This window comes from Pseudomonas halotolerans (genome assembly GCF_039581215.1).
Taxonomy (GTDB): domain Bacteria; phylum Pseudomonadota; class Gammaproteobacteria; order Pseudomonadales; family Pseudomonadaceae; genus Aquipseudomonas; species Aquipseudomonas tehranensis.
Genome location: NZ_JBCNTJ010000004.1, coordinates 290,078 through 306,368, shown reverse-complemented (window position 1 = coordinate 306,368; position 16,291 = coordinate 290,078). Strand labels below are relative to the sequence as shown.

17 protein-coding genes are annotated in these 16,291 nt (G+C 58.9%); 3 read left to right on the top strand and 14 right to left on the bottom strand.

What is annotated here, in order from left to right; genetic code table 11:
• Positions 1-35 precede the first annotated feature (35 nt).
• From AAIS01_RS08155 to AAIS01_RS08120, 8 genes are all read right to left on the bottom strand, one after another.
• Positions 36-1,529 (bottom strand): phage tail sheath subtilisin-like domain-containing protein, encoded by a 1,494-nt coding sequence (locus AAIS01_RS08155; protein WP_343468552.1) that lies wholly within the window; start codon positions 1,527-1,529, stop codon positions 36-38.
• Positions 1,529-1,711 (bottom strand): DUF2635 domain-containing protein, encoded by a 183-nt coding sequence (locus tag AAIS01_RS08150; protein ID WP_047230004.1) that lies wholly within the window; start codon positions 1,709-1,711, stop codon positions 1,529-1,531. Before AAIS01_RS08150 ends, AAIS01_RS08155 begins: the two co-directional genes overlap by 1 nt.
• On the bottom strand, positions 1,708-2,292 hold the full coding sequence (locus AAIS01_RS08145; protein WP_343468551.1) for a phage tail terminator protein: 585 nt from the start codon (positions 2,290-2,292) through the stop codon (positions 1,708-1,710). Before AAIS01_RS08145 ends, AAIS01_RS08150 begins: the two co-directional genes overlap by 4 nt.
• Before the next feature lie 248 nt (positions 2,293-2,540).
• Positions 2,541-2,885, bottom strand: coding sequence for a phage holin family protein (locus tag AAIS01_RS08140; protein WP_343468550.1), 345 nt, complete (start codon positions 2,883-2,885; stop codon positions 2,541-2,543).
• Positions 2,886-3,163: 278 nt separating this feature from the next.
• Complete coding sequence (locus tag AAIS01_RS08135; protein WP_343468549.1) at positions 3,164-3,586, bottom strand: hypothetical protein; 423 nt, start codon at positions 3,584-3,586, stop codon at positions 3,164-3,166.
• A 189-nt stretch (positions 3,587-3,775) separates the two neighbouring features.
• The gene (locus AAIS01_RS08130) at positions 3,776-4,594 is read right to left on the bottom strand and encodes a lipid II-degrading bacteriocin (protein ID WP_343468548.1); all 819 of its coding nucleotides are present in this window, start codon (positions 4,592-4,594) and stop codon (positions 3,776-3,778) included.
• 54 nt (positions 4,595-4,648) lie between these two features.
• A complete protein-coding gene (locus tag AAIS01_RS08125; protein WP_343468641.1) occupies positions 4,649-4,789 on the bottom strand; it encodes a Com family DNA-binding transcriptional regulator in 141 nt (46 codons plus the stop codon).
• Positions 4,790-5,249: 460 nt separating this feature from the next.
• On the bottom strand, positions 5,250-5,984 hold the full coding sequence (locus tag AAIS01_RS08120) for a LexA family transcriptional regulator (RefSeq protein WP_092401339.1): 735 nt from the start codon (positions 5,982-5,984) through the stop codon (positions 5,250-5,252).
• A 601-nt stretch (positions 5,985-6,585) separates the two neighbouring features.
• Here AAIS01_RS08120 and AAIS01_RS08115 point away from each other — a divergent pair.
• The 3 genes from AAIS01_RS08115 to fdxA all read left to right on the top strand — a co-directional run bounded on the left by AAIS01_RS08115 (position 6,586) and on the right by fdxA (position 10,631).
• Positions 6,586-6,945 (top strand): DUF6124 family protein, encoded by a 360-nt coding sequence (locus tag AAIS01_RS08115; protein WP_343468547.1) that lies wholly within the window; start codon positions 6,586-6,588, stop codon positions 6,943-6,945.
• 655 nt (positions 6,946-7,600) lie between these two features.
• A complete protein-coding gene (gene mutS / locus AAIS01_RS08110; protein WP_343468546.1) occupies positions 7,601-10,168 on the top strand; it encodes a DNA mismatch repair protein MutS in 2,568 nt (855 codons plus the stop codon).
• Between the two features lie 139 nt (positions 10,169-10,307).
• Positions 10,308-10,631, top strand: a complete 324-nt coding sequence (gene fdxA / locus AAIS01_RS08105) for a ferredoxin FdxA (RefSeq protein ID WP_343468545.1) — start codon at positions 10,308-10,310, stop codon at positions 10,629-10,631.
• Between the two features lie 497 nt (positions 10,632-11,128).
• Here fdxA and rpoS read toward each other — a convergent pair whose 3' ends face one another.
• The 6 genes from rpoS to ispF all read right to left on the bottom strand — a co-directional run bounded on the left by rpoS (position 11,129) and on the right by ispF (position 16,254).
• Positions 11,129-12,136: an RNA polymerase sigma factor RpoS gene (gene rpoS, locus AAIS01_RS08100; RefSeq protein WP_047227588.1), complete on the bottom strand. Its 1,008-nt coding sequence runs from the start codon at positions 12,134-12,136 to the stop codon at positions 11,129-11,131.
• A 106-nt stretch (positions 12,137-12,242) separates the two neighbouring features.
• Complete coding sequence (locus AAIS01_RS08095; protein ID WP_343468544.1) at positions 12,243-13,085, bottom strand: peptidoglycan DD-metalloendopeptidase family protein; 843 nt, start codon at positions 13,083-13,085, stop codon at positions 12,243-12,245.
• Positions 13,086-13,311: 226 nt separating this feature from the next.
• On the bottom strand, positions 13,312-13,947 hold the full coding sequence (locus AAIS01_RS08090) for a protein-L-isoaspartate(D-aspartate) O-methyltransferase (RefSeq protein WP_171061419.1): 636 nt from the start codon (positions 13,945-13,947) through the stop codon (positions 13,312-13,314).
• Positions 13,948-13,988: 41 nt separating this feature from the next.
• Complete coding sequence (surE, locus tag AAIS01_RS08085; protein WP_343468543.1) at positions 13,989-14,738, bottom strand: 5'/3'-nucleotidase SurE; 750 nt, start codon at positions 14,736-14,738, stop codon at positions 13,989-13,991.
• The gene (gene truD / locus AAIS01_RS08080) at positions 14,726-15,784 is read right to left on the bottom strand and encodes a tRNA pseudouridine(13) synthase TruD (RefSeq protein ID WP_092454168.1); all 1,059 of its coding nucleotides are present in this window, start codon (positions 15,782-15,784) and stop codon (positions 14,726-14,728) included. The genes surE and truD overlap by 13 nt, the downstream gene beginning before the upstream one ends.
• Positions 15,781-16,254: a 2-C-methyl-D-erythritol 2,4-cyclodiphosphate synthase gene (ispF, locus tag AAIS01_RS08075; protein WP_343468542.1), complete on the bottom strand. Its 474-nt coding sequence runs from the start codon at positions 16,252-16,254 to the stop codon at positions 15,781-15,783. Before ispF ends, truD begins: the two co-directional genes overlap by 4 nt.
• Between the last annotated feature and the right edge of the window lie 37 nt (positions 16,255-16,291).

Below are 16,291 nucleotides of genomic sequence, written 5' to 3'. Positions count from 1 at the left end.
GCGCAACCCAGCGGGAGCAAGCTCCCTCGCCACAGTCAGGCGGCGTCGTACTGCAGACGGAATTGGTTGAGCAGTGCGAACACCCGCAGGCCATTGATGTAATCCGGCGGGAACAGCACATTGACCCGGCTCGGGTCCTGACTGTCACGCTCGACAACCAAGTGCTCGGCGAACAGCTCGGCGTTTTCCACGTGACCTTCCAACTCCAGCTTGGCGTACTGGGCAATCAACTCGCCGCGAATGGTGCTCGGCGTCACGATCGGTTGGCCGGCGCCGAAACGGGTGCCGTCGGCAGCCAATTTGTGCCGCCCGTATTTGCTGGTGATCACGCTTTGCAGGCGACGCACGATGAACGCCGACTGGTGCATGGTTTCGCTGTCCAGATAGGAATTGTCAGCTTGGCCGAAGGCATTTTTTTGATACGTGGTGATCGAGCGCTGGATGCGCACGTAGCCACCTTCGTAATACGCCGTGGCAATGCCGTAGTTGAGCAGCGACTGACGTTCGGTCAGGGTGAAACGCTCGCTGGCCGGTGCCGGATCCAGGCCTGGCAGACTGCCGCTCTGGGTCGGACGGCTGGCGTCAGCGGAGATGAACACCGCAGTACGGGCGGCCAACGCAGCGGCCTGGACCCAGAACGGTTGCGGTACGCCCAGTTCCAGGGCCTGAACGGTCATGTGCTGGTCGTTGCGCGCCTGACCGGCCGCCACCAGAGTGCCGAGGGTGCCGCGCTTGGCACTGTAGACATGGCCGAACAACTGCTTGGCCCAGGACCAGCGACCCGTGCTGTCGTCCATGACCGCTTGCCAGGTGTTGAGGCTCGCCACATCGGACCACGGCATGGCGATGAACTCGAATGGCTCGTCACCCAGGGCCGCGACGGCGGCAGTCTGGTCCGGCACACCAGCGCCACCGGTCATTGCCGTGATGGCGGTGGTCAGGCCGGCAGGGGTGTCTTCGCCATTGCTCTTGCCCAGACGATTGAATTGCAGGCTGATGTCGTTGCCGCTGTCGCCGGTCCATTTGGCGCTCAGCGTCACGACACCTTCGGCGGCCGCAGCGATCACCGGCAGGTCGGCGCTCGCGTTGATTTTCAGCGCCAGCGCAGTGGCGGCTTGAGCGGCAGTCGCACCGTTGACGATGGCGGCTTGAACACGCACACCCCCCACATAAAGATTAAGCAGGCCGCTTTGAGTCGCGGCGCCGGTCAGGGTCAGCACGCCTTGGGCGATGGAACCTTCGACGTTGTGCAGCGGCAAGCACCAGATCTCGCCCAACGGGTCGGTCTTGCGCCAGGTTTCGTACATCGAAGCAAGCATCGAACCTTGGCCGCCGATGTTCTTGGCCAGCGCAACGCTGGACACCAGCACCAGTTTGCCGACCTCGGCCGGCGCCACGTTGTCGTTGACCTGAGCCACGATCAACCGGCGCATGGCCGATGACGCGCTATTGGCCGCCGAGTTGTCCATTTCGGCGTAGAACAGCGGAACACGAATGTCCGCGGGAATGTTACTGAATCCGATCGCCATTATTTGGCTCCCTGTGGTTTTGCCGCTTTCACGGTTTTGGTAGTGATATCGCCATCGGCCAGACGTCGACGCCACCAGGCGCTGTCCGGTACTTCACGGCCCTCGAGGGGCAACAGATCGCCCGCTTCCGGGTCCGGTACGGCACGGCCCGGGGCCGGCAGCACGGTGATGCGTTTGCTCATGGGGTTACGTCTCCAGAGAAAGTCAGTTCCACGCGCCCATCGGGCCCGGGACGTTTCAGGTTGGGGTCCGCCGGGTCGATGGGATCGACCCGCACGGTGGCCCCGGTAAAGGACGACAAGCCGTCCAGTTCACGCTCGTGCCAGCTTTCGGCAGGCTGGCTCGCCAGATTGCGGCCCAGCTGGAACTCGGCGAAAAAGTGCAGCCGATACGACACGCGGCTGCTATTGATGGAAACCAGTTCACTGCCGTCGTACTCGATGCCGGTGTAGTCACCACCGGGCTTGAACCCCACCAGGGCCCGCCACAGTTCGGCGCGCAGGTCGTGCAACAGATCCAGCGCTTTTGTCGCGTCGGTGGCGTCGAGCACCAATACAGTGTCGAAACGGTCACGTACTGCTTGCAGCGTGGCGTTCTGGGCGGTGTTCTTGCTGGCAATGTCGGCGGTGGGCAGGACATAGGCGCAGGGGGTCTGCAGTGGCGTGTCGGCTTGCAACGTGGCGAGGTCAAAACCTGCGGCCACGCGATCGGCGAGCGCGGGACATTGCTCGCGCAGTTGCGTGAGGATCGGGGTGATCTTCATGAAGGTGCTCCAGTATCTGAAGGTGCGAGTGAACCCTGTGGGAGCGGGCTTGCTCGCGAAAGCGGTGGGTCAGGCAACAGGGACGTTGGATGTGCCGGCGTCTTCGCGAGCAAGCCCGCTCCCACAGAAGAACTCGGTTGGGCGCGAAGGTATGGGCAACGCTCCCACAGGGGAGTGGTGTTTAGGCCCTGGCATCCAGGCAGGTCGCATCGATCCTGTAGCAGTAGTTTTTTCTAGTTGCCGCTGTACTAGTCGTGACGAGAATCACGCGGCGGCACTTCGCAAACGCCAATGCGCTTGGCAACCCATCGCTCATAAAGACCGATGGCCACATCGGCACCGGCCATGGCGGTCAAACAGCCCAGGGCGCCGGCGCTCCAGATCGACAGGCCAAGGGCATACAGCAGCATGATTGCCGAGACGCCGCAGACCATGCAGGCGCCGGAGCGCAAGGCCAGGCGGCGCAACAGCGACCAGCCGCGGGCGCCCTCTTTGTCGGCACGCCACATCTCGCCGGTCACCCCGCCCACCAGGGCGAGCACGATGACCAGCCAGATTGGCATGTCCAGCAACGCTTGTTGCTCGTTTGTCATGTCACGCCTCCTGGGGGTGATTTTGGATGTGTAGAACCGAGATATTTCCCTGACATCCCCTCCGCCGGAATTTGGCGGCGGTAGCGCCAAGACATTCGATAAGTGCCTGTCGTGCTTTCGAACAAAGCACCATAAGAATTCCGTGTACCACTCTGCGGATATGACTTAACTTGACGCGGCTCAACTTGGAACTGACGAACAGAGGTAAGAGAGACTTGATGAGTACGCAATAAAAAGCCCCGGTTAAACCGGGGCTTCGATCAGCCATGAGCGAGCTATCAGGGCAGGGGCCGGAAAGAGGCTCTCCTGGGTGCCGCATACATGACAAAGCCGATCACCACGAGATAAAGAAACATCCCGGCGACGCCGAATGGGTTGTCCAAGACATAGGAAAGGATAATAAAAATACCCAACAATGCCCCGAGCACCAATAAAGCATTCGAAACGACAAACACAATGAAGTTGCTCACAAAGGAAGCAGATCCAAGCCTCATGGATATTAGAATACCTGCACCTGACATAATGATTGCGACGCCTCCGATAACGGCTAGTATTACCGAATAGATGCTGACAGCAGGAAGGCCTCTCGTGTCACTCAGATCACTCGGGTTTTCGGGCACGTCCACGGATGCATAGAGAAGGAAGAACCACGCCATGACGAATACCGCAATGGCTATCAATAAAGATTTATAGCGACTCATACGCTGCGTTCCCTCGAAAATCATGAAAGACCTGGAGCATACCACTCACCCTGGTGATGCAAAAAATTCTCATCCACCCACAACTTACGCAAACGAACGAGTCAATAGGGCAGGTCATCGCTGCGACCAAGCTATTCTTGGCCGCATTCCATCCCTACCAATAGATCCTTTCAGCCGGTGGGTCTTAGGTCATCGTGAGTAGCGGATCGGCAGCTCTCCTATGATTCTGATTTCGTAATCCTTGGCTTTTACCACCCGACCAATTTCGCGCAGTGCGGTGGTCGCCCCCTCGTCAAACTCAGCCCGATGGCTGCTTGCATTGGCATCGTACCTATCCGAAAAAGCCTTTGCTGTTCCGGTGAAAGTTACGGTGCCAGAGGTGGTCCGTACGACCTTACCCTCAATACTGACGGTAATGTTCCCGAGATAAATGCGAGAGATTTGAGAGTCTTGGCCAGTAGAGTAAGGAACCCTTAGATTGACAGTCGTCTCACCAATACCGGCCGTATCAATAATCGCCTTCAAATCGGGGATTTTCTCCGGCGTTGGTGCAATGCCAGTATTTTCAATTTTTACGCTGGCAGCCTTACCGTCACCGACAATCCAATGCGCCAGTGCCTTGAACGGGGTGAATACATTTCCTGAAAATTCGGTTTCAGTAGCCAATACCGACAAGTCTTTGATTTTTTTACCTTCGTTAATTCCCTGGCTCCAGGCGTCACCAACAGAGAGCGACTGATTTCTCAGGTGTACAAGATCAGCGCCATAAGCAACCTTGAAGTCACCTGTGATGAAACCATCCAAACCATACGGAATGGGACTATTGTTCCTCATTGCCTTGAAATGCCGCTGAACCATTGCAGACCAGTGCCCACGACCATAGGCAGCGCTACGCTCCTCGACCATCCTGGCAATCATCAAATGAGGCATCGGTGCAGGCAGACCGGCTTCGCGCGCCGTGCCGTATTCCTCTGGATAGATATAAGTTGGGGGAAGTTCGATAGTCATATTTGTTCACTTTTTGCATGAAGTTGGTTCGCGGTAAATCCCGCGTCATGTCGCTCAAAGGCGTTTACTCAAAGGCTCAATGGCCTTCACATGATTCAACGTCCCACATCGGGAACACTTGATCTGGAGTTCGGTGTTCTCGCCCATGCGGGCCAGAAGTCGTTTGCAGTGACCGCACCTGAAATCCTTCAGCATCGAAAGCCCTCCCTTTGGCGGCGGTTTGAAGTGCCTCGCGGCAGAGGCATTCCAAAAAGCCCGGTTGCCCAGGCTTTTCAGTAATGCGCTTGATCTTTCGGCGCGACTGGCGCGGTACGGATCCATTCAAATTGTTCTTCCGACCGCGGTCCCTGCCCGCCGGATAACTGCTTCTGGTGCTTTACGCTGCACACCCGGGTCAGTTGCCAACCCTCTGAACCGTTAAGGCCGGTTCATCGCTGCCTGTTGGTGGAACTAAAGAGCTGTGTTGCCAGCCGCTTTGTCGAGCGGCTTGGACACAGAATATGCATGGATGCATATACAGTCAATGCGTAAATGCATTTATTTATGCATGACTCATGCATCAACGCATCGACGTTCAATGGATACGGGGGTTGGCCGATTTTCAGAGGCGAAAAAAAACCCGCACGGTGGCGGGTTTTATCTGACAGCGAGAGGGTTAACGGGCGTACATGCCCCACCAGAAGACGTGGCCGAGGATGACGATTTGCTCATCCTGCATTTCCTGAAAGGTGTAGTCCTCATCCGGGTGCTCGTCGCGGTTGAAGCTGCGCAGGCGGATGCCGGTGGGTAGGCGGTAAAGTTGCTTCACTCGCAGTTGGCCGTTGTGATTGATGGCGTAGAGGTCGCCGTCGACGATGTCGCCGATCCCGCATTTGCCTGCATTCACACCGACCGTGGCGCCGTCGCGCAGCACCGGCAACATGCTGTTGCCGCGAACGGTCACGCATTTGGCCTGGTCGAACTGCACGCCGTTATGCCGCAGGCTGCGCTTGCCGAAGCGCAGGCTTGAGCGCTCGCTTTCCTCGATGACGAATCTTCCTGATCCAGCAGCCAATTCAACCTCACGCAGAAAAGGGACTGACACCTCGTCGTCCTCGACGGGTGTTTCGTCGTCCCAAAGGCTTATGTCCTTGAGTTCGGAATGCGGCTCGTCGCGACGGCTATTGCCCGCGGGCGAAAGGTCCGCGCGCCCGCGCAACTGGTCGGTGCTCACGGCGAAGTATTCGGCGATCTTCGAGATGTGTTTATCCGAAGGGTCGACGATCTTGCCGCTGAGAATCCGCGAGAGGGTGGACTGAGGCACGCCGGTACGCCGGTGAAGCTCCGTGGGGGAGATCCCGTGCTGATCGAGCAATGCTCTTAATACGGTAGAAACGTTGCGTTTTTGCATAACGCGCATAGTGCTTGTTCTTTTCGTAGAAGACAAATGCTGTTTTGCATAAATATGGGATACCGCTCACTTGAAGCATATTCAGTCCATTGTGGCGAGGGGATTTATCCCCGCTGGGGCGCGAAGCGGCCCCAAAATGCCGCAGCCGGTGTGTCAGGCAGATTGAATGACTCTAGGGGCTGCTGCGCAGCCAACGGGGATAAATCCCCTCGCCACAAGAGCTTGCTGGTCACGGGGGAATTCCCCCTACAGCTTCTTGGGAAATCCCTCGATCCGCGTCCTTCAAATGTGCGACGCCAAGCTACATCGCCTTGCGCCTCTGCCTACGACTGCGCCAGAATCCGCCGGCTTGTTCACCTTGGATCCCATCGGTACTTTGGTTCTCGTCACTGCCCATCAGTGATCGGGTTTAGTAGCTCGGTATCCAAGATGTTCATTGCTCCATTCAGTCAGGTATTCCTGCACTCAATGGTGGCTGTGCGCAGGGCGCCTTCGGGTGCGCCGGTTTCTTGGATCCCCGGTCTACTAACCTGCGTACAGCTGCCACTCTCTTCGTTTAGTAGCGAATCGGTGGCGGCTCCAACTTAAGGATCTAAGAAGCATGTTCAAGAACACTCCGAATCCCCCTAATCCTGACGATCACGTTTCCCGCAGCCAGTCTGCCAACGCCAAGAAACTCGACGAAGCCGCCACCCGAGCCTTGGACTATTACCTCAAGCCGAAAGCCGACAAAGAAACATCCGACTCGCTCGACACCCTTTTCATCATCGCCCCTAACATCGACGCCGAATGCCTGCTCGCCAACCTCAGCGAAACCCTGGCCTCGGCCAATGCCATGGTCAGTGACCTGGCGTTTGACCTGGAGGGCTCTCGACGGCATATCGCGTTGGGGGTCCAGCAGATGATTGAGTTGGGGCAGTTGTTGGCGAATCGGGCGTTGGATGTGGTTGAGCCGAGGTAGGCAGTCATGATGCACGCCGAGACCCAAGAGAAGCCCGAGTAATCACTGTGGGAGCGAGCTTGCTCGCGATAGCGGTAGTCCAGTTACAACTAAGTTGCATTGACAGCCGTCATCGCGAGCAAGCTCGCTCCCACAGTTGATCGGGGTACAGGCTGTCAGGCCGCATTCGCGAGCAAGCCCGCTCCCACGGGGGAAACGCGGTTCCACCAAGAACCAGGCCGGCTATCAGGCCGCCTCGCGGTGGACGTTGATCTCGGCGCCCCATTAACCACGCTGGCTGAACGAAGGTATTGCGCAGTGGGCAACCCGGCATGGATGCCGGGTTAGCCGCGCTGGGCCATGGATGGCCCTTCGCGGCGGCCCACGGAGCAATGCCTTCGTTCAGGCACACCGAGCCTAGGCGAGGTGCCGAGTGGTGGGGCAAAAGCGTTTTGCTTACTTTTGCGCTCTTCAAAAGTGAGCCGCTGTAAGAGCGGAACCGTCAGCCGCCATCACCGCAGCAACGGATATACACCCAATCCCAAAAGACACTCACGTATGGGTAGCACCAGACCGCCCATGTTAACCTTGCGCCCATCGCGGAAAAGCCGGGCCAATGCCCCTCCTTTTGCCCCACACCTTTCAACGAGCCTCCCTGACACCGATGAATACAGCCGTGAACGACCTGTCCTCCCACACGCCGATGATGCAGCAATACTGGCGCTTGAAGAATCAGCACCCCGATCAGTTGATGTTCTACCGCATGGGCGACTTCTACGAGATCTTCTACGAGGATGCGAAGAAAGCCGCCAAGTTGCTAGACATCACCCTGACGGCACGTGGGCAATCGGCAGGCATGGCCATTCCGATGTGTGGGATTCCTTACCACGCGGCGGAAGGTTACCTGGCGAAGCTGGTCAAGCTCGGCGAGTCGGTGGTGATCTGCGAGCAGGTCGGCGACCCGGCCACCAGCAAAGGACCGGTGGAGCGCCAAGTCGTACGGATCATCACGCCGGGTACGGTCAGTGATGAAGCCTTGCTGGATGAACGCCGGGACAACCTGATCGCCGCAGTCCTGGGGGACGAACGCCTGTTCGGCCTGGCGGTGTTGGACATCACCAGCGGCAATTTCTCGGTGCTGGAAATCAAGGGCTGGGAAAACCTGTTGGCGGAGCTGGAGCGGGTCAATCCGGTAGAACTGCTGATCCCGGATGACTGGCCCAAAGACCTGCCAGCGGAAAAACGCCGTGGCGTGCGGCGTCGGGCGCCGTGGGATTTTGAGCGCGACTCGGCGCTGAAAAGTCTCTGCCAGCAGTTCTCCACTCAGGACCTTAAAGGCTTCGGTTGCGAAAACCTGACCCTGGCCATCGGCGCTGCCGGCTGCCTGCTGGCTTACGCCAAGGAAACTCAGCGCACCGCCCTGCCCCATTTGCGCAGCCTGCGTCACGAACGCCTGGATGACACGGTGGTGCTGGACGGCGCGAGTCGACGCAACCTAGAACTGGACACCAACCTGGCCGGCGGGCGCGACAACACCCTGCAATCGGTGGTCGATCGCTGCCAGACCGCGATGGGTAGTCGTCTGCTGACCCGTTGGCTGAACCGTCCGTTGCGGGACCTGACGGTGCTGCTGGCGCGCCAGAGCTCCATTACCTGCCTGCTGGATCGCTATCGCTTCGAACAGTTGCAACCGCAACTCAAGGAAATCGGTGACATCGAGCGGATCCTGGCGCGGATCGGCCTGCGCAACGCCCGTCCTCGCGACCTGGCGCGTCTGCGCGATGCCCTCGGCGCCCTGCCCGAGCTGCAGGTGGCGATGACCGACCTGGAAGCGCCGCATCTGCAACAACTGGCGCGCACCACCAGCACTTACCCGGAGCTGGCCGCGCTGCTGGAAAAGGCCATTATCGACAACCCGCCGGCGGTGATCCGTGACGGCGGCGTGCTGAAAACCGGCTACGACGCCGAACTCGACGAGCTGCAATCGTTAAGCGAGAACGCCGGGCAGTTCCTGATCGACCTCGAAGCCCGAGAAAAAGCCCGTACGGGCCTGGCCAACCTCAAGGTCGGCTACAACCGCATCCACGGTTACTTCATCGAATTGCCGAGCAAACAGGCCGAACAGGCGCCGGCCGACTACATTCGCCGCCAAACCCTGAAGGGTGCCGAGCGCTTCATTACCCCAGAACTCAAGGCCTTCGAAGACAAGGCGCTGTCGGCCAAGAGCCGCGCCCTGGCCCGGGAAAAGATGCTCTACGAAGCGCTGCTCGAAGACTTGATCAGCCAACTGCCACCGCTGCAGGATACCGCCGGAGCCCTGGCGGAGCTGGACGTGCTGAGCAACCTGGCCGAACGCGCGCTCAACCTGGACCTCAACTGCCCGCGCTTTGTCAGCGAGCCGTGCATGCGCATCAGCCAGGGCCGTCATCCGGTGGTCGAACAGGTATTGACCACGCCGTTCGTGGCCAACGACCTGAGCCTGGATGACAACACCCGCATGTTGGTAATCACCGGTCCGAACATGGGCGGTAAATCCACCTACATGCGCCAGACCGCATTGATCGTGCTGCTGGCCCACATCGGCAGCTTCGTGCCGGCGGCCAGCTGCGAGTTGTCCCTGGTGGACCGGATCTTTACCCGTATCGGTTCCAGCGATGACCTGGCCGGCGGGCGTTCGACGTTCATGGTGGAAATGAGCGAAACGGCGAACATTCTGCACAACGCCACCGAGCGCAGCCTGGTGCTGATGGACGAAGTCGGACGTGGCACTAGCACCTTTGACGGCCTGTCCCTGGCCTGGGCGGCGGCCGAACGCCTGGCGCACCTGCGGGCCTACACCCTGTTCGCCACCCACTATTTCGAACTGACGGTGCTGCCAGAAAGCCAGCCACTGGTGGCTAACGTGCACCTCAATGCCACCGAGCACAACGAGCGCATCGTGTTCCTGCACCACGTGCTGCCCGGCCCGGCCAGCCAGAGTTACGGCCTGGCAGTCGCGCAACTGGCTGGCGTCCCGAGCGAAGTGATCAGCCGTGCCCGCGAACACCTGAGCCGGCTGGAAACCACCAGCTTGCCCCACGAAACACCACGCCCGAGCAAAGGCAAACCGGCTGCTCCGCAGCAGAGCGACCTGTTCGCCAGCCTGCCGCATCCGGTGCTCGATGAACTGGCCAAAGTGGATCTGGACGACCTGACGCCACGTCGGGCACTTGAATTGCTCTATACATTGAAGACACGGATCTAACGCACGGGCTTGCAAGCTGTTAGAATCTCGCGCGGTTTGGGATGCTGCGGACTTTTAGCCTGGTCCGCAGACTATCGCTCCCGAACCTACGCCCCCACGTGAAGGGGCGCAGCACGCCGCGCCTGAGGAGAGAATTAGAATGACCTTCGTCGTCACCGACAACTGCATCAAGTGCAAGTACACCGACTGCGTAGAAGTCTGTCCGGTGGACTGCTTTTACGAAGGGCCGAACTTTCTGGTCATTCACCCGGACGAGTGCATCGATTGCGCCCTGTGTGAACCGGAATGCCCGGCGAACGCCATTTTCTCGGAAGACGAAGTGCCGGCCGGCATGGAAAACTTCATCGAGCTGAACGCCGAGCTGGCGGACATCTGGCCGAACATCACCGAAAAGAAAGACGAGCTGCCAGAAGCCAAAGAGTGGGATGGCAAGCCAGACAAGCTCAAAGAGCTCGAACGCTGATATCACCCTGCGTTCGTCGAAAAAGGCCCCTTGCGGGCCTTTTTGTTTTCTCGGATTCACTAAATCGCAGGCAAAAAAAAGGGGCGGTTTGACCCGCCCACATTTTTTCCCTAATCCCTTTGATCCTTTTCATCGTCCTGATGAATCGCGTCCTGCGATGTCCTTCCTTCCCCATCGTCCGTGACAGGTGTGTCTGTCCGTCGACACAGGACTGATATTAGTATTTTCCTCGGCGAGTGCAATTGGCCTCACACCGTCGACCGGCCCTGTCACAGCACTGAAATACAGAATAATACTCTTATATATCAATAAGATATGAAAAATACGACGCCCCTTATAGTCGTCTATCCCTCCACTGGGAAACCAAACGCTTACGCAACACTAGGCAAATGCTTACACGCCAAGCCGACAAACAACGTAAGCACTGAAACAGCCGCTACAGAAACGAAAAAACCCCGAACCAGTCAGGGCTTTTCCTATTACGCGCGCGTTCCTGTTTATTGGAACAACGACTCGCTCGACAGGCCGTTCTTCTCCAGGATCTCCCGAAGACGCTTGAGGCCTTCGACCTGAATCTGTCTGACCCGCTCACGGGTCAACCCAATCTCCAGGCCCACATCTTCAAGGGTGCTGCTTTCATGACCGCGCAGGCCGAAGCGACGAATCACCACTTCCCGTTGCTTGTCCGTGAGCTCCGAGAGCCACTGGTCGATGCTCTGGGACAAGTCATCATCCTGGAGCAGCTCGCAAGGGTCGGTAGGTCGGTCATCGGTGAGTGTGTCCAGCAGGGTTTTATCCGAGTCCGGCCCCAACGAGACGTCAACCGAGGAAACCCGCTCGTTGAGCCCAAGCATGCGCTTGACCTCGCCCACCGGTTTTTCCAGCAGGTTGGCGATCTCTTCGGGTGAAGGTTCGTGGTCAAGCTTTTGGGTCAGTTCACGGGCGGCCCGCAGGTAGACGTTCAGTTCCTTGACCACATGGATCGGCAACCGGATGGTCCGGGTCTGATTCATGATCGCCCGTTCGATGGTCTGACGAATCCACCAGGTCGCGTAGGTCGAGAAACGGAAACCTCGCTCGGGATCGAATTTCTCGACAGCGCGAATCAGCCCCAGGTTACCCTCTTCGATCAGGTCCAGTAGCGACAGTCCACGATTGACGTAGCGTCGGGCGATTTTCACCACCAGGCGCAAGTTACTTTCAATCATGCGTTTTCGCCCGGCCGGATCGCCACTTTGCGACAGACGCGCAAAATGAACTTCTTCTTCGGGGGAGAGCAGCGGCGAGAAGCCGATTTCGTTGAGGTACAGCTGAGTGGCGTCCAGCGCCCGTGTGTAGTCGATGTACTTATGTTGTTTAAGCGAAGCGGAGTGTCTGGATTTGGCACGAACGGAAGGTGGAGTCGCCCCTTCATCATTCGACATCGAATCCATAGCGATGCCGGTCTCCATAAGGAGAACCTCATCGTCGATGTCAAACTCCGGCACTTCTTTACTGAGAGCCATTGTTATAGTCCTTTGGTGAGTTCGACCTCAAGCTCAAGCGACGCCTTTATCCTTGGCAACGCTGGAGCCTGTTCCCTCTACGTGACGGAACAGGCTGACATTCAAATCAACGACGTGGCAGGAATTGCAGCGGATCGACTGGCTTACCTTGTCGGCGAATCTCAAAATGCAGTTTCACCCGGTCCGTTCCCGTTGATCCCATTTCGGCAATTTTTTGCCCGACCTTGACCTGCTGCCCCTCCCGAACCAACAGCCTGCGGTTGTGACCGTAGGCACTGACGTAGGTATCGCTGTGTTTGATGATCACGAGTTCGCCGTAGCCCCTTAAACCACTCCCGGCGTACACAACCGTGCCATCAGACGCGGCTAAAACAGGCTGTCCCAAATCCCCGGCGATATCAATTCCTTTATTCAAACTACCGTTTGAAGAGAATTTTCCAATCAGAACGCCATTAGAAGGCCATCCCCAGCCGGTCGGGCTGGGGCCTGCCGCAGGGGTAGGAGCCGGCGCCGGTTTGCTCGCGACGGACGGTACTGTCGCCGTCGCCGCTCCGACCGGACGGCGAATCACCGTCGTTTTACTCGACGAAGAAGCCGTCGAACCCGACTGAGTCACCACTGCGGTAGGCGTTGAACCACTGCGCCCATCAAAGCGAATTCTCTGACCCGGATGAATCGTATAAGGCGCAGGAATGTTGTTTCGCGCAGCGAGGGCTTTGTAGTCCCAGCCATAGCGAAATGCGATGGAAAACAGCGTATCACCGCGACGGACTACATACTGACCGGTCGTTACTGTAGGACGTTGAGGCGTTGCGTTGCGATCGACAACCCGGACGTTACCCGACGGGGTACTGGAGCAACCGACCAGCAAGGTACTCAAGACAAGGCCAGTCACCAGGCGCTGAAAGCTCGTGATACCCATACGCTGCGCAATGACTGTGAGACTCACCCGCCGCTCCCTTTGTGGTGGTTGAAAAATTGGAAACTGCCTGTGCAGGCAACGGTATAACAAATATAGCTGGCCGCAACCCCACCTCTATTAAAGAAGCGCGAGGCGCTGACGCACACGTTTGCTCGACGCCGTTGGAATCCGTTTAACCAAACAACGGTGACAAGATCAGTGCCGATGTAAGACACAACCCACGCCACGGAATTCAGCGTCTGTTTATAAATGCTCAGGCCAATGGCCCGTTAAGCAACGGAACGAACCGCACCGCCCCCAATACATGACGTGAGAAACCTTGTTCTTCGCGCACGATCAGCATCAACTGCTGGACTTCACCGGCACCCACCGGAATCACCAGCCGCCCACCGGGCGCGAGTTGATCCAGCAAGGCCTGGGGCACATCAGTGGCCACGGCGGTCACGATGATGCCGTTATAAGGCGCCAGGGCCGGCCAGCCTTCCCAGCCATCCCCCCAACGAAACACCACATTGCGCAGGTTCAGTTCCACCAGGCGTTCCTTGGCGCGATCCTGCAACACCTTGATCCGCTCCACGGAAAACACCCGCTCCACCAGTTGCGACAACACCGCCGTCTGGTAACCGGAACCGGTGCCGATCTCCAGCACCTTGTCCAGCGGCCCCGCCTCCAGCAGCAACTCGCTCATGCGGGCCACCATATAAGGCTGGGAGATGGTCTGGTTGTGGCCGATCGGCAATGCGGTGTCTTCGTAGGCGCGATGGGCCAGGGCTTCATCGACGAACAAATGCCGTGGGGTGCGGCGAATCACTTCCAGCACCTGGGCGTTGGAAAGGCCTTCTTCATAGAGCCGTTGAATCAGCCGCTCCCGAGTACGCTGGGAGGTCATGCCGATTCCGCGGCGCAGTATGTCGTCTTGCTCGCGGGCCATCAGCGCAGCCCCTCCAGCCAGCCATCGAGGGTTCGAAAAGCATCGTTGAAGGTGCGATCCAGCTGCAACGGCGTGATCGAGACGTAGCCTTGCATCACTGCATGAAAATCGGTGCCCGGCCCGCCATCCTCGGCATCACCGGCGGCGGCGATCCAGTAACCGGCCTTGCCCCGGGGATCGACTACCTGCATGGGCTTCGCCGCGCGGGCACGGTGACCCAGGCGAGTGAGCTGGATACCCCGGATGTGATCGAGCGGCAGGTTCGGAATGTTCACGTTCAGCACCGTGCGCGGCGGCAGGTCCAGTTCGCCATGGGCCTCGACCAGCTTGCGGGCGAAGTACGCGGCGGTAGGCAAATTATCGACTTGCCGCGAAACAAACGAAAAGGCAAACGACGGATGCCCGAGGAAACGTCCCTCAAGGGCGGCGCCCACGGTGCCGGAATAAAGCACGTCATCGCCCAGGTTGGCCCCCAGGTTGATGCCCGAAACCACCATGTCCGGCTCACGCTCCAGCAAGCCGTTGAGGCCCAGGTGCACGCAATCGGTCGGGGTGCCGTTGAGGCTGATGAAACCATTATCCAGATAACACGGGTGTAATGGTCGATCGAGCGTCAGCGAACTGCTGGCGCCGCTTTTGTCCTGGTCCGGGGCAATGACCACGCATTCGGCAAAATCCGCCAGCGCAGCATAAAGCGCGGCAAGGCCGGGTGCTGTCACCCCGTCGTCGTTAGAAATCAGAATACGCATGGGCTGTCCGTCTGCCCCACCGGCACCAGATCGACGAGTTCGCGCACCAAGACAGTGGCGAAACATCCGGCCGGCAGGACGAATTCCAGTTGCAGAATGTCAGGCTGGGGATAATGCCACGACAGGCCGCCAATGGGCAGTCGCAGGATGCGACGTTCGTGACTCATTCCCGCGTTTATCAACCAGTCCCGCAGGTCGGCTTCGCTCTCGGCGATGGCCTGTTCCAACTCAAAGGTCGCGCCGGCGGCAGGCGAAGGTCCCTCGCCCCACTGCGGCCCGGTCGGGTGCAGATCGAGGATCGCCAGGCGTGGATCGCTGCATTCAGCTTCGCCCGCCGGGAAAAAACTGCGGCTGTCGGTGAAGGCCAGCAGGTCGCCCACCTGCGCCTGCTGCCAGGTGCCATCGGCCACCCGAGCCGCCAACACCCGGTTGAACAGAAAACTGCGGGCCGTGGACAACAGCCGTGAACGCACATTGCGCTGTTCCGGCAAAGCCTTGCGCGCCGCCCAGGCGCGGGCATCGACGAGGTTACCGCCGTCATGCCCGAACCGTTGGGCGCCGAAATAATTGGGGATGCCCTGACGCGTAATCTGTTGCAGCCGCGCCTCGATGGCGGCCACGTCCCCCTTGAACTGGGTCAGGCGCAAAGTGAAGCCATTGGCCGAATGCGCGCCGCGTTGCAGCTTGCGTTTATGGCGACCGGTCTTGAGGATCTTCAGCGTTTCGTTTTCCGCCGCCGACAGGTCAGGGTCGGCCTTGCCCGGCAACTGCACGCTGAACCACTGGCGGGTCAGCGCCTGACGGTCCTTGAGACCGGCATAACTGACGGTGCGCAACGATACGCCGGCGGCCTTGGCAATTCGCCGGGCAGCCTCTTCGGTATTCAAACCGCGCTTTTCAACCCATATCCATAAGTGCTCGCCTTCGCCCGTCAGCGGGATGTCGAGCACTTCGTCGACCTGGAAGTCTTCAGCAGTGGCCTTGAGTACGGCGCTGCCCAGCGACTCGCCGTAGGCACGGGGGCCCAATAGTTCCAGTTCGGTCATGGGCGCAGCAACAAGGCAACGCTATGAACGGCAATGCCTTCTTCGCGACCGACGAAACCCAGTTTCTCGGTGGTGGTGGCTTTCACGTTGACCTGGTCCAGTTCAACTTGCAGGTCCTCGGCAATCAACTGACGCATCGCTTCGATGTGCGGCGCCATTTTTGGTGCCTGGGCGACGATGGTGTTATCGACATTGCCGACTGTCCAGCCCTTGGCATGGATCAGCGAGACTACATGGCGCAGCAGCACCCGGCTGTCGGCGCCCTTGAATTGCGGGTCGGTGTCGGGAAAATGTTTGCCGATATCACCCAGCGCGGCCGCGCCCAGCAAGGCGTCGCTCAAGGCGTGCAGCAGGACGTCACCGTCAGAATGCGCGAGCAGCCCGAAGCTGTGTGCAATACGCACGCCGCCCAGAGTAATGAAGTCGCCTTCAGCGAAACGGTGAACATCGTAGCCGTGGCCAATACGCATATAAAAAACGCCCCGATTTTTGTCAGGGCGTGATTCT

Bases quoted from the DNA above. Each gene is read 5' to 3' on its own strand.
- AAIS01_RS08155 (WP_343468552.1), bottom strand. From the start codon at position 1,529: ATGGCGATCGGATTCAGTAACATTCCCGCGGACATTCGTGTTCCGCTG.
- AAIS01_RS08150 (WP_047230004.1), bottom strand. From the start codon at position 1,711: ATGAGCAAACGCATCACCGTGCTGCCGGCCCCGGGCCGTGCCGTACCG.
- AAIS01_RS08145 (WP_343468551.1), bottom strand. From the start codon at position 2,292: ATGAAGATCACCCCGATCCTCACGCAACTGCGCGAGCAATGTCCCGCG.
- AAIS01_RS08140 (WP_343468550.1), bottom strand. From the start codon at position 2,885: ATGACAAACGAGCAACAAGCGTTGCTGGACATGCCAATCTGGCTGGTC.
- AAIS01_RS08135 (WP_343468549.1), bottom strand. From the start codon at position 3,586: ATGAGTCGCTATAAATCTTTATTGATAGCCATTGCGGTATTCGTCATG.
- AAIS01_RS08130 (WP_343468548.1), bottom strand. From the start codon at position 4,594: ATGACTATCGAACTTCCCCCAACTTATATCTATCCAGAGGAATACGGC.
- AAIS01_RS08125 (WP_343468641.1), bottom strand. From the start codon at position 4,789: ATGCTGAAGGATTTCAGGTGCGGTCACTGCAAACGACTTCTGGCCCGC.
- AAIS01_RS08120 (WP_092401339.1), bottom strand. From the start codon at position 5,984: ATGCAAAAACGCAACGTTTCTACCGTATTAAGAGCATTGCTCGATCAG.
- AAIS01_RS08115 (WP_343468547.1), top strand. From the start codon at position 6,586: ATGTTCAAGAACACTCCGAATCCCCCTAATCCTGACGATCACGTTTCC.
- fdxA (WP_343468545.1), top strand. From the start codon at position 10,308: ATGACCTTCGTCGTCACCGACAACTGCATCAAGTGCAAGTACACCGAC.
- rpoS (WP_047227588.1), bottom strand. From the start codon at position 12,136: ATGGCTCTCAGTAAAGAAGTGCCGGAGTTTGACATCGACGATGAGGTT.
- AAIS01_RS08090 (WP_171061419.1), bottom strand. From the start codon at position 13,947: ATGACCTCCCAGCGTACTCGGGAGCGGCTGATTCAACGGCTCTATGAA.
- surE (WP_343468543.1), bottom strand. From the start codon at position 14,738: ATGCGTATTCTGATTTCTAACGACGACGGGGTGACAGCACCCGGCCTT.
- truD (WP_092454168.1), bottom strand. From the start codon at position 15,784: ATGACCGAACTGGAACTATTGGGCCCCCGTGCCTACGGCGAGTCGCTG.
- ispF (WP_343468542.1), bottom strand. From the start codon at position 16,254: ATGCGTATTGGCCACGGCTACGATGTTCACCGTTTCGCTGAAGGCGAC.